Annotated in this window: 13 protein-coding genes and 2 pseudogenes; 3 read left to right on the top strand and 12 right to left on the bottom strand. The window is 64.3% G+C overall.

Annotation, left to right across the window (positions count from 1 at the left end; translation table 11 throughout):
• Positions 1-5: 5 nt before the first annotated feature.
• On the bottom strand, positions 6-1,142 hold the full coding sequence (locus BMY68_RS08995) for an efflux RND transporter periplasmic adaptor subunit (protein WP_239694078.1): 1,137 nt from the start codon (positions 1,140-1,142) through the stop codon (positions 6-8).
• Between the two features lie 156 nt (positions 1,143-1,298).
• Here BMY68_RS08995 and soxR point away from each other — a divergent pair, with 156 nt between their 5' ends.
• On the top strand, positions 1,299-1,784 hold the full coding sequence (gene soxR, locus BMY68_RS09000) for a redox-sensitive transcriptional activator SoxR (protein WP_085530594.1): 486 nt from the start codon (positions 1,299-1,301) through the stop codon (positions 1,782-1,784).
• Between the two features lie 54 nt (positions 1,785-1,838).
• Here the strand turns inward: soxR and BMY68_RS09005 are convergent, their stop codons facing one another.
• The 5 genes from BMY68_RS09005 to BMY68_RS09020 form a co-directional block, all read right to left on the bottom strand.
• The gene (locus tag BMY68_RS09005) at positions 1,839-2,534 is read right to left on the bottom strand and encodes an anaerobic ribonucleoside-triphosphate reductase activating protein (protein ID WP_172963005.1); all 696 of its coding nucleotides are present in this window, start codon (positions 2,532-2,534) and stop codon (positions 1,839-1,841) included.
• Positions 2,531-2,653, bottom strand: a complete 123-nt coding sequence (locus BMY68_RS30270; protein ID WP_274300483.1) for a hypothetical protein — start codon at positions 2,651-2,653, stop codon at positions 2,531-2,533. The genes BMY68_RS09005 and BMY68_RS30270 overlap by 4 nt, the downstream gene beginning before the upstream one ends.
• A 26-nt stretch (positions 2,654-2,679) precedes the next feature.
• Complete coding sequence (locus BMY68_RS09010; RefSeq protein WP_085530592.1) at positions 2,680-3,870, bottom strand: NnrS family protein; 1,191 nt, start codon at positions 3,868-3,870, stop codon at positions 2,680-2,682.
• A 344-nt stretch (positions 3,871-4,214) separates the two neighbouring features.
• Positions 4,215-5,573: an oxygen-independent coproporphyrinogen III oxidase gene (locus BMY68_RS09015; protein ID WP_085530591.1), complete on the bottom strand. Its 1,359-nt coding sequence runs from the start codon at positions 5,571-5,573 to the stop codon at positions 4,215-4,217.
• 91 nt (positions 5,574-5,664) lie between these two features.
• Positions 5,665-6,108, bottom strand: a complete 444-nt coding sequence (locus BMY68_RS09020) for a CopD family copper resistance protein (protein ID WP_085530590.1) — start codon at positions 6,106-6,108, stop codon at positions 5,665-5,667.
• A 311-nt stretch (positions 6,109-6,419) separates the two neighbouring features.
• On the opposite strand from BMY68_RS09020, the pseudogene BMY68_RS30060 reads away from it, so the two are divergent.
• Positions 6,420-6,741 (top strand): annotated as a pseudogene (locus BMY68_RS30060) (hypothetical protein); the annotation flags it as partial.
• Here the strand turns inward: BMY68_RS30060 and BMY68_RS09030 are convergent.
• Positions 6,738-6,932, bottom strand: coding sequence for a hypothetical protein (locus BMY68_RS09030; RefSeq protein ID WP_175534817.1), 195 nt, complete (start codon positions 6,930-6,932; stop codon positions 6,738-6,740). The pseudogene BMY68_RS30060 and the gene BMY68_RS09030 overlap by 4 nt on opposite strands.
• 160 nt (positions 6,933-7,092) lie before the next feature.
• Here BMY68_RS09030 and BMY68_RS29585 point away from each other — a divergent pair, with 160 nt between their 5' ends.
• Positions 7,093-7,428 carry a hypothetical protein gene (locus BMY68_RS29585; RefSeq protein WP_139214882.1) on the top strand — a complete coding sequence of 112 codons (336 nt, stop codon included), beginning with the start codon at positions 7,093-7,095 and terminating at the stop codon, positions 7,426-7,428.
• A 55-nt stretch (positions 7,429-7,483) separates the two neighbouring features.
• Here the strand turns inward: BMY68_RS29585 and BMY68_RS30065 are convergent.
• The 5 genes and pseudogenes from BMY68_RS30065 to BMY68_RS09055 all read right to left on the bottom strand — a co-directional run.
• A pseudogene (locus BMY68_RS30065) lies at positions 7,484-7,644 on the bottom strand (IS5/IS1182 family transposase); the annotation flags it as partial.
• A gap of 217 nt (positions 7,645-7,861) precedes the next feature.
• Positions 7,862-10,342: a TonB-dependent siderophore receptor gene (locus tag BMY68_RS09040; protein ID WP_085530589.1), complete on the bottom strand. Its 2,481-nt coding sequence runs from the start codon at positions 10,340-10,342 to the stop codon at positions 7,862-7,864.
• Positions 10,343-10,445: 103 nt separating this feature from the next.
• A complete protein-coding gene (locus BMY68_RS09045) occupies positions 10,446-11,405 on the bottom strand; it encodes a FecR domain-containing protein (protein WP_085530588.1) in 960 nt (319 codons plus the stop codon).
• Positions 11,402-11,923: a sigma-70 family RNA polymerase sigma factor gene (locus BMY68_RS09050; protein ID WP_007923435.1), complete on the bottom strand. Its 522-nt coding sequence runs from the start codon at positions 11,921-11,923 to the stop codon at positions 11,402-11,404. Before BMY68_RS09050 ends, BMY68_RS09045 begins: the two co-directional genes overlap by 4 nt.
• A 182-nt stretch (positions 11,924-12,105) precedes the next feature.
• Complete coding sequence (locus tag BMY68_RS09055) at positions 12,106-13,125, bottom strand: fimbrial protein (protein ID WP_085530587.1); 1,020 nt, start codon at positions 13,123-13,125, stop codon at positions 12,106-12,108.
• Positions 13,126-13,231: the final 106 nt, after the last annotated feature.

Raw genomic sequence — 13,231 nt, forward strand, 5'->3', positions numbered from 1 at the left:
CTTCCTTAATTCGCCAAGGGTGTCTGGGGCGCGGCGGCCGCGGCCTGCTGCGGCGGCGCGGCGATGTCCCTGGGCTCCACCGCCATGCCCGGGTAGAAGATCTTCTGCGCTCCGTTCAGCACCACCCGGTCGCCGGCGGCCAGCCCGGCGCTGATCACCCGCAGGCCATCGAGCTGGCGGCCCAGGGTCACGTCCTTGCGCAGGGCCTGGTTTTGCGGGCCGATGACGTACACGTATTTGCGGTCCTGGTCGGTTTGCACCGCGCGGTCGTCGATCAGCACCGCACGGGTCTCGCTGCCGCCTTCAAGACGCACCCGGGCGAACAGGCCCGCGGTCAGCCGGCGCTCGGGGTTGGGCAGCACCGCGCGCACGCGGATGGTGCCGGTGGCCGGGTCGACCTGGTTATCCAGGAAGTCCACGGTGCCGGTCAGGGGGAAGGTCCCGACATCGTTGGCCAGGCCGACCCGCACGGTATTGCTCACCCCCGGGCGCTGGCCCTTGCCCAGCAGCTCGGTGTAGCGCAGCAGGCTCTGCTCGTCGGCATCGAAATAGACGTACATCGGGTCCTGGGAAACGATGCTGGTCAGCACGCTCTGGTCGGCCTGGGCCAGGTTGCCGAGGGTCAGCATGGCCCGGCCGACACGCCCGGAAAACGGCGCGCGGACCTGGGTGAAGTCGAGGTTGAGCTGGGCCGTGGCCACCTCGGCGACGGCCGCGTTCACGTCCGCCACGCCCTGGGCCAGGGAGGCGCTGCGAATGTCGCCCTCCTCCCGTGACAGCGCCGACTGCTTGACCAGGGCCTGGCCGCGGCGGTCCTGCTCGCTGGCCAGGCGCACCGTGGCGCGGGCCCGGGCCAGCCGGGCCTGGGCGCTGGCCAGCGCCTCGCGGTAAGGACGCGGATCGATGACGAACAGGGTCTGGCCCTTCTCCACCTCGTCGCCCTCGCGGAACGCCACCCGGTCGACATAACCGCTGACCCGTGGCCGCAGGTCGACCGCGTCGATCGCGCTGATGCGGCCATTGAACAGGTCCCACTCCCGCACCGCCTGCACGCTCACGGTCGTCACCTCGACCACCGGCGCCGCGGCGGCGACCGGTTCACCCTTTTCGTCACAGCCGCCCAGCGCCAAGAGGAGGCACAACGCGCCCAATCGATGGGTTGAAGAACAGCCTCGACCGACTACTCGGCGAATTCGATTCATGAACGTGGACTCCCGCTGCAACAGAGGTGTTGATTTATAGGCAGACGGAATATAAAAGTTAAAGCTAACTTTAAGTAAAGCCCCTTCGGAGGCCCCATGAAAAAGCCCAGCGAACCGCTGCTGACCATCACCGAAGTGGCCCGGCGCAGTGGCGTCATGGCCTCGGCCCTGCGTTTCTACGAGACCCGCGGGTTGCTCCACTCGATCCGCGTGGGCAGCGGCCACCGCCGCTACCCGCGCTCGATCCTCAGGCGCATCGCCTATATCGTGTTCGCCCAGCGCATCGGTTTCTCGCTGGATGAAATCATCCAGCAACTGACCGGCCTGCCCATCAACACCGCCCCGGCGGGCGCGGACTGGCGGCGCCTGACCGCCACCTGGAAAACCCGGGTGCAGCAACGCATCGCCGAACTCGAACGGCTGAACATGAGCCTGGAGGAATGCATTGGTTGCGGCTGCATGTCGATGGAACACTGCCAGCTCAACAACCCCGAGGACATCTACTCGCGCAACGGCTGCGGCGCCCGTCGCTGGCTGGGGGACCAAAAAATCGCGATCCCCGGCGAGCCGCAGGCCGATTGATCGAGGAAGTCGCCTGCCCTCCCCGGCGGCGACCGTCCCATCCGCGCCAGCGCCTTAGCCGCGCAACACGAACACCGGGAACATCTCGCGCAGGTGCTGCCACAGGTCCGGTACCAGCACCTGTTGCGGCGTGCTCGGCAATTGCGGGTCGAGCATGCGCGCGGTGCGCACCATCTGCACCGCGAAGCGCTTGACCCCCAGGGCTTGCAGGCGCTGGCCGAGGAGCAACAGGCGGGCCGGCTGCAACAGGTGCCAGTGCACGGTGGTGCGGCACTCGTAGTCGACGCCGCTGGCCAGCAGCAGCTCCAGGCTGCGCCAGTTGGCCTTGCCGCTGCCCGGCACGCCGGTAATCATCGGGCCATCTTCGGCCAGGGCCTTGACGTCGAAGCCGACCCAGTCGGCGCCGGCCACCGCCCGGGCAAAGGCCGCCGGCTTGATGCCAGCGCTGTGCAGGCCGATGCGGAAACCCATGGCGCGCACTTCATCCATCGCCGCCGGCAAACCGTCCTGCAGGGTCGGCTCGCCGCCACTGAACACCACCGCGTCCAGCAGGTCCTGGCGGCGCTGCAGGAAACTCAGGACCCGGCACCAGTCCAGCTCCTCGCTGCCGCGCGGCGGGATCAGTTGCGGGTTGTGGCAGTAGCGGCAACGCCAGGCGCAGCCCTGGCAGAACAGCACGCAGGCGAGCAGCCCCGGGTAGTCGAGAGTGGTCAGGGGCACCATGCCCCCGACCCGCATCTTTCGGCTCATGGGCGCCCTGCCGCGGTCGCCTGTTCGGTGACGTGCAGGCTGCACACCTCGAAGAACCGCGTGCCGATAAGACCGAAGGCCGCCCGCAAATGGGTGACCGGTAACCTGGGGTAGATCATTGCCCTTCTCCTTGCTTGCTCTGCGCTCACCCCGGGTGCCCGTCGACCCGCGCCCGCAGCAGCATCGGCCCGTAGCGCCAGACGTACAGGGCAAAGGCCAGGGCCCAGCACAGGCCCGCCAGCCACAACGCCGCCACCGGCAGCCAGAGCACCAGCAGCACCCGGCTGAGGCAGGCCAGATTGAGCAGGATGAACGCCAGGGTCATACCCGCTGGCGGCTCCAGCGGCCGCCCGGTGTGGCCCAGGCTGACCCGGGCGATCATCGCCAGGATCAACCCGGCCATGGCGCCGATGGTCAGGCCGTGCACGGCCAGGCTGGGGTTCAGCGGCGCACCGAAATGCCACAGCGCCATGCCCAGGCACGCCAGCGCCAGCCAGCCGTAGGCCAGGTGCAGCGACCACAGCAGCGGCACGCGCCACAGCCCGCGATCCTGCCAGCGCCACAACCGCAGCAGATGCGCGACCGCCAGCAGCAGGAACAGCGCGCCAACCCAGGTATTGGCGATGAGCGCCGGCCCGGCGGCATACAGCAGCGCCACCAGGGCCGAGCCCGCCAGCAGCAGATAGTCGAGCCATGGCCAGGGCGCCACGGCCGCGACCCGACCGAGGCCGCGCTGGGTGAAAAACGGAATCACCCGCCCGCCGATCAGGCTCATCATCGCCGCCACCAGCCACAGACCGCTCAGCACGCCCTGGCGCTGCCAGCCTTTGTGGCCTTGCAGCAGGCCGGCCACCGACAGGCCGTCCGCCGCGGCGAGCAACAGCAGCACCAGGACAATCGGGTAGTTGCGCTGTTGGCGCACCTTCCACAGCATGCGGCCCATCAACCCGGCCAACGCCAGGGGAAACCCCAGTTCCAGCACGGCCAGCAACGGCCAGGGCGCGCTGCCTAGCCAGGCCAGGCGCGCGGCCAGCCAGAGCAAGGCCAGGACCGCCAGCGGCTGGCCGCTCAGGCCCGGCTGGCCGGTCCAGGTCTGCGCCGCGGTCAGCAGGAAGCCGGCGATGATCGCCAGGCCGAAACCGAACAGCAGTTCGTGGCGGTGCCAGCCCAGCCAGCCTCCCGCCGGTTGCCAGTCGCCCAGGGCGCCCTGCAGCGCCGTCAGCCACAGCGGCACCACCAGCAGCGCCAGGACACAACCGGCGAGGAAAAACGGCCGGAAGGCCAGGCGCAACAGCGGCACGATCGCCAGCGCCGCACGACGCTCAAGTACTTGCATCAAGCCCACTCCTTTACCCAGCGTGCGACCCGGCGACGGTCGACACGCGGCGAATAAAATCCCCGGCCATCATCGGCCATTGGCGCGCCCTTGCCGTTGTCGCACATCAAGCTTGCCCGGGATGCGGCGGGCTGTTGTGCCCGTCGTCCTTTCCAGCAGTGCAAGGGCCGTGCCCCGGGGCCCGATCACCACCAGGAACGGCCATAGGCCGGCGGGCCGGGGTGGCGGCCGGCGCGGTGCCGGGGCTTGCCTTACAGCGCGAGGGTCAAAATGACCATTCGCTAGTCATTTGCACCCGTAATTGCCAAGTCCTTTTGACCACGCCTTTGGCATTCCCCCTGCAATCAACGCTCGCAATCGGGCTCCACGCACTCGCAACCGCAGGCTTGCCCCGGGCTGTCCAGGTCCTCCTGGAACAGCTGGCAGATGCTGTCCACTTCCAGCCGGCCGGCGGGCAGGATGCTGATGAAGCGCTCCGAAAGCTCCACCAGGCCATTCCAGCTCAGCTGCTGCAGGCGCAGCCAGGCGGATGCGAAGTACTGGCGGAAGATCAGCCCGTAGCGGCTCTCAATGGCCAGGATGTCCAGCTCCAGGTCGCACGCCAGGCGCTCCATGACCATCTGCCGGACCTGGTCGCCGGCCTCGCAGCGCCAGCCGCGACGGGTCGCCAGCTGGCCCAGGCCCAGCTGTTGCAGGTAGTCGTCGAGCAGCTCGCTGTTCTGCGTATACAGCTCGTCGAACTGGCTGATGGCGCCCAGGCCGAAACCCACATGGTCGCAATAGCCGTGGCAAGTAAACCCCTGGCAGTTGCGGCGCAACCGGCCGCGCTCCTGGGCCATCATCAGGTCGTCGTCGGGGCGCACGAACTGGCCCAGGCCGATGTACTGGTAACCCGCCGCCAGCAGGCGCTCGAAGCAGATGCGCCGCATCGTCTCCTTGGCCTCCTGGCTGCAAGCTGCCGCGGGGCGCTCCTGGCTCTGGCGCCGGTAGCGCAACGGTGGCCGGGCATAGTCGAACACCTGCAGGCGGTCGGGCTCCAGCTCGATCAGGGTGCCGAGCTTCGAGGCGAAGCTCGAAGGGGTCTGCCAGGCATGGCCATACCCCAGGTCGACATTCACCGAGCGATAACCAAAGGTCCGCGCCGCATCGATCAGCGAATGGATGGGCGCCGGGTTCTGGTAGCAGGCCACCGACAGCTGGCTGTCGCTGCCAATATCCGGCACCCCGATATTGACCTGGTTGAACCCCTGCTCGCGCAGCAGGCCCATGGTCGCCCAATCGGTGGGGTGCAGGTCGACGTCGATGCTGTAGTCGCCGCAATCGTGTTCGAGGAAGTGGAAGCGCTGGCGCAGGTGCTGCATCAAGCGTTGCAGTTGCGCCGCCTCCGGGGTGCCGCCACCCAGGTGGAACTGCTCGATGCGCTGCTCCGGCGCCAGGTGGCAGCCCACCAGGTCGATCTCCCGCTCCAGCCGCCGCAGGTAGCTTGCGCCAGCGTCCACCGGCGTGCCCGCCAGGCGCGGCGGGAACTGCACGTTCAAGGACAGCGGCCGGCGCTTCTGCCGGCTGTTGCGCAATGCCCGCAGCAGGTCCAGGGAACCGATGCCGCCGTGAAAGCGGCGGGTGTCGGCATGGCCGTTGGGATCGAGCACGCCTTGATCGCGTCGAACGACCGGCTCGCTGCGGTGCGGCAGTAGATCAGGCATGACAGGGCTCCATGGCTGGCGGTGGAGGGCCAGTGTCCGGCGTTAACGCCCGGGGCTCCTTGACTTGCATCAAGCGTGGGGCGCCGCCGGCCTACCAGTTCAGGTAGAACATGCCCTTGGCCAGCAGCACGATCAGCAGCATATGGCCGAACAGGCTGTGATGGATAAAGCGCGAATAGCGGGCATTCATGCGCCCGCTCCTGAACAGCAGCATGGCCACCAGGAAGTGCCCGAGCACGCTGGCGGCCAGCAGGATCTTCAGCAGCAGCAAGGTACCGAACGACGACGCCAAGGGCGCCGCCAGCACCGGCAGGTAACGCACCCAGACCATGCCCAGCCCGGCGCCGAACAGCACCAGCAGGACCCAGGGCATCAGCTGGCGGGCACGGCCGGCGATGCCCTGTTCGAGCAGTACCATGAGCTTGGCGGGCAGTTGCTGGCGGATGTGTTCCAGGAACAGCACCTCGAAGAACACTGTGCCGATGAAGACCAGCGCGGCGAGCAGGTGCAGGGTGAGCAGCAGCGGATAGATCATGGGCCCTCCGAATCAGAGTTGCGCGGCCTGGGCCAGCGCCTCAACCGCCGGTCAGCGTGGGAAAGAACGCCACCTCGATGGGCTCGGACCAGGCGGAATCGCCCCGGCCTCGCACGTTGCCGCGAGACTACCGCCCCGCCCCGCGGGCGCGGTTGACGTCAATCAAGAAAGCCACAAGTCCCCACGGTTCAAGTCCGGGTGGACCCACCACCTTGAAAGCCGCGTATTGCGCTGCTTCGTCTTTTACTCCCCAGAAAAAGCGGCACTCCGCCCTGCGGTAGTGCCCACAAAGTATCCACTCCCAGGTGCTCACCGGCCGCGACCTGAATCTGGTAGTGGGGCAGAAACATAACGCCACCGTCGGCGGCGACATGCAGGAGAAAATCCGGGGACTGCGCCGGAGTCTGGCGGAGGTCAACCAGTGCCTGCAGACGCCAAGGTCTTGGACAGGGTCAGAGGGGTTAACGTGCTGCAGGTGATATACGATCTGCTTGGCCTGGTGGCTGACATGAACAACCAACTGGCGACTCATACCCATGGGCCGACACCGCCACCGGGCAACGCCGCTGCATTCACTGCAGCGGCAACTAGGCCAGTCTGCTGGGCGGAAAGATGAAACCAATCACCCTTTAAAAGTTAAGCCTGAGTACCGTCCGCCAGAGATTTTTAATCGGCGCGGTACGGTGTTTGTCCCAATTGCGTTGCCACCATTCATCCTCATTTTTTACCTCGGCCTCGATGTCGCTGCCCGTCATGGCAGTAGGATTCTGACGGAACAGCATCGGAAGGCGCAGTGCTGCTTGATTCACTTCTTGAAGGTGCAACTGACTGTTTTTGAATTACTGAAACTTTCTGAAGTTACATGTTTTAATTTCTATTTGTTCTTGGGTAACTCCTTGGGACTGCTATCGTCTAGCAGCCAATATCATTGCGGCGTCAGGGGATGCGGCATGCTGGGATAGGCCAAATTTAAAGGATGAAATCATGGCAAAAACAATAGCTGTTTCGGTTAACAAAGATGGAACTATCTATAAAAACCCTACCGAGGGAATAACTTCAACTTACAGAGTACAAGCAGGGATCTATGTCGTGGAGTATCAGGGGCAGTTTTCTGATGTTCCTGTTGTTGTAGCCTCCCAAAACTACCCGAGTTGGAACGCAGGGGCCACTCAAGCAGGAAGGCCGACAGATAACGCGGTAATTGTTTCCATTGACGAAAACAGAGCTATTATCCTCACCGGGAATAGCGACTTTAGTAGTAAGGGACCCTCTCCTGAAGACCGCAATTTCACTGCAATCATTATCGGGCCTAGTTATTGAAAACACTGTACAGCACAGGCCGATGAAACCATCGCCGCAGAACTTTCGCGATTTAATCGAAGCGCGTAACGATGTGGCGATTTTCTTTCAGCCAGCTGAACATATACTCGATAATGTTGCCCTGTCGGTATTTAAGGTGATCGAACGGCCTAGGCAAGTCTGGTTGAGAATTACGCTTCATATTTCGCAACAAGATCATTCCTGCATCCGATAACGATGACTTGATACGGCACCCACTACAGCCGAAATACGCACCAGGTCAAAAAGGCGCAGTCCCCAAGTCGCCCATCGTCGATGTGCTGCTGGATGCTCCGTGAAGCCTGTCGATGCTCTGCTGGGCGCCGGCGACACCCAGGGATGGGTAGAGATCGGATAACCAGCCACAAACAAAAACGCCACTCCCGGGAGTGGCGTTTTTTATTGGCTGAGCGACTCAGAACTGCGCCTTGAGGGTCATGGTGAAGTTGCGTGGATCGCCGTAGTAGTTGCCGAAGGTCTCGGTGCCGATGGTGGCGTAGTAGCGCTTGTCGAACAGGTTGTTGCCGTTGAGCGCCAGCGACCAGGTGTCGTCGATGCGGTAGCCGATGCGGCCGTTCCACACCGCGTAGCCGGCCTGGGTGATTTTTTCGCCGGTGGCCGGCGAGACCCGGAAGTTGTCGCTTTGCGCGTTGACCCCGGCGCCGATGCTGAAGCGCTCGAACGCGCCATCGAGGGCATAGTCGCCCCACAGGCGCAGCACATGGCGCGGCACATAGCTGTTGAACGCGGCGCCATTGAGCCCGCTGTCGATGTCGTCCAGGGTCTTGGTCTGGGTATAGGTGTAGCCGGCCAGCAGTTGCAGGCGCTCGATGACCTCGCCGCTGACTTCGGCTTCGAAGCCCTGGGCGCGGACCTTGCCGGAGTTCAGGTAGCAGTAGCCGTCCGATGACGCACAGCTGGAGTTGTAGTCGGTCTGCGCCTGGTCCTTCTGCACGGTCTGGAACAGGTTGAAGGAGCTGTTCAAGCGCCCTTCGAACCATTCGCCCTTGATCCCCAGCTCGTAACTTTCCCCCACCAGCGGCTTGAGCGCCGAGCCGCTTTCCGAGCGGTAGTTGCCTTGGGGCGTGAAGATCTCCGCGTAGCTGGCATAGGCGGTCAGGTTGTCGTTGAGGTCCAGCAACAGGCCGGCAAAGGGCGTGACCTGCCCGGTCTCGGTGCTCCTGGCGTGCTCCGAGGTGCCCGAGCTGAGGAACACCGAATCGCTTTTCGAGCGGTACCAGCTCACCCGGCCGCCGACGACGAAGGTCAGGGGTTCCGCCAGCTTGAGCCGCAGGGTCGAGTACAGGCCGCGCTGCTCGGTGACGGTCTTCACCGGGCCACCGCGGGTCGAGTTCTCGATGAAGTAGTTGTCGTCCGGTTCCGGGATATGCCGGTCCGGGTTGAACACGTTCTGCCGCTGCGGCAGCAAGGCTACCGAGAAGAAATCGTCCTTGTCCGCGCGACTGCCGTTGACCCCCACCACCAGCTCATGCTGCAGGCCGAACGCGGTGAATTTGCCATCCAGGTAGGCATCGAGGCCGTAATCGACCTGGTCGTAGTCGTACATGCTGCCGAGCATGCCAGTGGTGTCGACGCCGGGGGTCACCGAGCCGGAGGCGAAGGTGTATTTGATGTCCTGGGTGTTCTTGGTGTAGACGCCGGCGACCTTCAGCGCCCAGTCGTCGTTGAGCTGGTGCTTGAGGTCGCTGAACACCGTGGTGCGCTTGCTGCGCCAGGTGTTCCAGGACGGATCGAGGCAGGTCGAGCGACTGAGTTTCAGGTCGCTGCCGTCCTTGTAGCGCGGCAGGCCGCCCCAGCACGGGTTGGCGTCGACGTCTTCATAGGCGATGCCCAGGCCGAGGGTGGTGTCGGGGCTCAGGTCGAAGTCGAGCGCACCGTAATACACCTGGTCCTTGCGACTGGCGTCGTCGATGAAGTAACGCCGGCTCTGCTCGGCCACCACCGCGCGGCCACGCAGGGTGCCGGACTCGTTGAGCGGGCCGCCGGTGTCGACCTGGCCGCGGTAATTGTCCCAACTGCCACCGGACAAGGTGACTTCGGTCTGCGGCGTGCTCTGGCCACGCTTGCGCACGAAGTTCACCCCGCCGGCAGTGCCGCCCGCGCCTTTCATCATCCCGGCGGCGCCACGGAGGATTTCCACCCGGTCGTAATAGGCCATGTCGCCGCTGAAGCTGTCGGCCTGGACATAGAGGTTGCCCATGTCCAGCGGCACACCGTCGTACTGATACTGGCCCGACATGCGAAAGCCGCGGGAGTAGAAATACTTGCCGCCCATGGTCGAGTCGTAGACGGTGATGCCCGGGGTCTTTTCCATGACCTGGTCGATGCTGTGCAGGTTCTGGTCGTCGAGCATCTTGCGGGTCATCACCGTCACCGACTGCGGGGTCTCGCGCAGCGAGTGCTGGCCCTTGCCGATGGTCACCGCCCCGGTGGTGTAGGAGCCGCTGCCCTCGGTGGTCGCCCCCAGCAATTGGCCGTCGATGTTGGTGGCGCCCAGTTCCAGCGCCGAGCCGAGCACCGGCACCGCGCGCAGCACATAGCTGCCGTTGGCCTGGGGCTCGGCGCGCAGGCCGCTGCCGCGCAGAATCCGCGCGAAACCTTCGTCGACCCCGAACTGGCCCTTGAGCCCGGGCGATTGCCGGCCCTGGGTTTGCTGCGCATCAAAGGAAATCGCCGCCCCGGCGGCGCTGGAAAAACGGGTCAGCACATCCACCAGGCTGCCGGCGCCGATGTCGTAGGCGCGGACCTGGCTCTGCTGCGCCGCGGCCCCTGTGGCCGTGTCGGCATTCGCCGAACAGGCGCTGGCCATGGTGGTTGCCAGCAAAGCGACTTTCACTGCGTTCGCCAGACGACCTGGCGCGTTCACCCGAGACATGCTCCCTCCCCCAAAACGGTCAATGACAACTCACTGAGGGATGAGCCGAACGATGCGGTCGAAAAGTGCAGGCGCCGCAGAATTTTTTATCCAAGGCGCCTGTTCAGCGCGAATCGGCCCGGGCGACCTGGACCCAGAAACGGCTGTAGCGGGTCACGCGCAAGGCAAACCCACTCTCCAGCGCCGCCAGGGCGAGGTCGGTGTCATCGATGGGAAAGACCCCGGAGACTTTCAGGTCGCCGATGGCCGGGTCCCAACGCAGCACGCCGGGGCGATAGCGCGACAGGTCGTTGAGCAGCGCCGCCAAGGGCCGGTCGATGGCGATGATGCTGCCCTGCTGCCAGGCGCCCACCGAGACATCGTTGCCCCGTGGCGTGCCCAGGCTCCGCTCGTCGAACGCCAGCCGCTTGCCGGCCTCGACCCGCATCGCCGAACCGCCGCCCGGCACACTGACCTCTACCGCCTTTTCCAGCACCGCCACCTCGCCGCCCCCGGGCTGGCTGCGCACGATAAAACGCGTGCCCAACGCCAGCACCTCGGCGTGGCGGGTGACCACCTTGAAGGGCCGCAGCAATGGATCAGGCGCGGTGCTCACCAGGATCTCGCCCCACAGCAGCTCCAGCACCCGCTGGCGCCCATCGAAACGCAGGTTGACCGAGGTGTCGGTGTTAAGCAGCAGGCTGCTGCCGTCCGCCAGGCGCAATTCGCGGCGCTCGCCCACCCGGGTGCGGTAGTCGCATATCAGGTTCTGCGCGGCCTGGCTGCGCCAGCCCAGCCAGCCCAGGGAACCGGCGCAGGTCAGCAGCAAGGCGCTGCGCAGCACCTGGCGTCGGGAGCGATTGCCGGCCTGGCTCAAGGTCGGCGCCGCCAGGGCGCCCGGCACACTGGCCATCTGCTCGGCCACGGCGGCCATTCTCTGCCAGGCCTGGCGATTCAGTGGATCGGCCGCCAGCCAGCTGTCCCAGGCGGCCCGGTCGGCGTCGGTCGCGGTGCCGGAATGCAGGCGGGCATACCAGCGCGCGGCGACGCCGATGGCTTTCATTTCTTCGGCGGGCAGGCTCATGGGAGTTGCAACTGGATCTGCATCAGGCAGCAATGCTCCATGGCCTTGGCCATGTGGTTGTTCACCGTGCGCACGCTGACGCCCAGTTGCTCGGCGATTTGCGGGTAGGTCAGGCCACTGAACTGCGACAGGATAAAGGTCTGCTTGACCCGCGGCCCCAACCCTTGCAGCAGGCGGTCGATCTCCATCAACGCCTGGAACAGGATCGCCTGTTCCTCCGGCGACGGCTGCAGGGCTTCGGGCATGGCGGCCAGCACGTCGAGGTAGGCCTGCTCCAGCGAGCGCCGGCGAAACAGGTCGATCAGAAGGCCCTTGGCAATCATCGACAGGTACGAGCGCGGCTCGCGGATGTCCAGCGCGGAGCGGGCCTTGATCACCCGGACGAAGGTGTCCTGGGCCAGGTCCGCGGCATCGAAGGCGTTGCCCAGGCGCTTGCGCAGCCAGCCCTGGAGCCAACCGTGATGGTCACAATACAGATCGTTGACAGCACTGCGTAAGGACAAGTCGTTGGCGGGCATGACGATGGAATAATTCGCGACTGATAATGACTCGCATTGTCATGTACACCTTCGCGGCTTGCAACAAATACCTGTGGGCGCGGCTCCAGGCGTGTTGGCGCGACAACCCTCCCCTTCGACCTTGGGGCTGTTTGTCCTTGATCGCGATGCGGAACCGCCATGACAGTAAGCGTTCACGGCCTTCAAAGGTAACTGAGGACGAAGGTCAGGGTGCCGTCGGCCTTGCCACTGGAAACCTTACTGGCAACCTGGATGTACCGGGCCGCCAGCTTCAACGAATTGATCCCGCCGCTGGCCAGCCCCATCATCTGCGGCTGCCCCAGGAGCATTGGCGTGTGGTTTGCCGTGGAAGCATTGAGTACCTGGATGCCGACCCCTGTCGCCGACTGCGCCGAAGAGGCCAACCTGATGGTTCCCGGGTAGCCACCGACCTGGTAGGTATTATCCAGGGTCAGGTTGACCCTGGCTCCCGCATCGCAGCGCAGGTCGATGGAGAAGTTCTTTTCTTGCGCCATGCTGCCCGGTCCGCGAAAGCTGTTGGCATCGACCCTGCCCATCTTCACCAGGATGCTGTTCTCCATCACGAAGCAGGACGACACCGCCACATTGATCAGGGGAAAAGTGAAGGTGTTGAGCTTCTTGTCATACAGGCCACCCAGAAGAGAGTCAGGGCTGCTCATCACCGAGAAGTCTGGAAATCGAAAACTTCCCCCGGCCACATCCCCCAGCTTGATCAACTCGAAGGTGTGTTGGAGCGCGTAATATTTATCCCCTCCCAGATAGGGAAAGGCGACGCCAACCATGGGACTGGTGCTGTTGAGATCGGTACTGCTGAACGAATAGTTTCCCGTGGGCGCCGACAGGTTCCACCTCAATCCGATCCCACTGTTGCTCGTCCTGAATGCCCCACGACTGACCCCAACCGCCGCATTGGAAGACGACTTGAAGTATTGGGCATAGCCCCCGGTTGGAAAGTAGCGGTTATTGCATCGAATAGGGGTCTTGACCTCCACGGATGCCAGTACGCCGCCAACCGGGACGTCCCGTTGCACAACCAGCGAGTTGGAAAAAGGAACACTGATAACAGCGGAACCTAAAGGAAGGCAGACATCGGAAAGGGCGGCGACCGAGTACGGGGAAAACAGGCTGCCAGCCGCTGCAAGCCAGACAGTCCAGACACTGAGACCACGAATACTGAACAAGAAATGTCCCTCGAGAATTGAACGACCTGTGCAGCAACGCTACATAGAAGCTTCAACAGTCTAAATAAGATAATTCGCAATAAATTGATCTATTTTCTACGGAAAA

This window comes from Pseudomonas sp. NFACC41-3 (genome assembly GCF_900109505.1).
In the GTDB taxonomy this organism is placed as follows: domain Bacteria; phylum Pseudomonadota; class Gammaproteobacteria; order Pseudomonadales; family Pseudomonadaceae; genus Aquipseudomonas; species Aquipseudomonas chlororaphis.

Excerpts from the sequence above, each read along its gene's own strand:
- BMY68_RS09015 (WP_085530591.1), bottom strand. The coding sequence starts at position 5,573 with ATGCCTGATCTACTGCCGCACCGCAGCGAGCCGGTCGTTCGACGCGAT.
- BMY68_RS09005 (WP_172963005.1), bottom strand. The coding sequence starts at position 2,534 with ATGAGCCGAAAGATGCGGGTCGGGGGCATGGTGCCCCTGACCACTCTC.
- BMY68_RS30270 (WP_274300483.1), bottom strand. The coding sequence starts at position 2,653 with ATGATCTACCCCAGGTTACCGGTCACCCATTTGCGGGCGGCCTTCGGT.
- BMY68_RS09050 (WP_007923435.1), bottom strand. The coding sequence starts at position 11,923 with ATGCCCGCCAACGACTTGTCCTTACGCAGTGCTGTCAACGATCTGTAT.
- BMY68_RS09020 (WP_085530590.1), bottom strand. The coding sequence starts at position 6,108 with ATGATCTATCCGCTGCTGCTCACCCTGCACCTGCTCGCCGCGCTGGTC.
- BMY68_RS09040 (WP_085530589.1), bottom strand. The coding sequence starts at position 10,342 with ATGTCTCGGGTGAACGCGCCAGGTCGTCTGGCGAACGCAGTGAAAGTC.
- BMY68_RS29585 (WP_139214882.1), top strand. The coding sequence starts at position 7,093 with ATGGCAAAAACAATAGCTGTTTCGGTTAACAAAGATGGAACTATCTAT.
- BMY68_RS09045 (WP_085530588.1), bottom strand. The coding sequence starts at position 11,405 with ATGAGCCTGCCCGCCGAAGAAATGAAAGCCATCGGCGTCGCCGCGCGC.
- BMY68_RS09010 (WP_085530592.1), bottom strand. The coding sequence starts at position 3,870 with ATGCAAGTACTTGAGCGTCGTGCGGCGCTGGCGATCGTGCCGCTGTTG.
- soxR (WP_085530594.1), top strand. The coding sequence starts at position 1,299 with ATGAAAAAGCCCAGCGAACCGCTGCTGACCATCACCGAAGTGGCCCGG.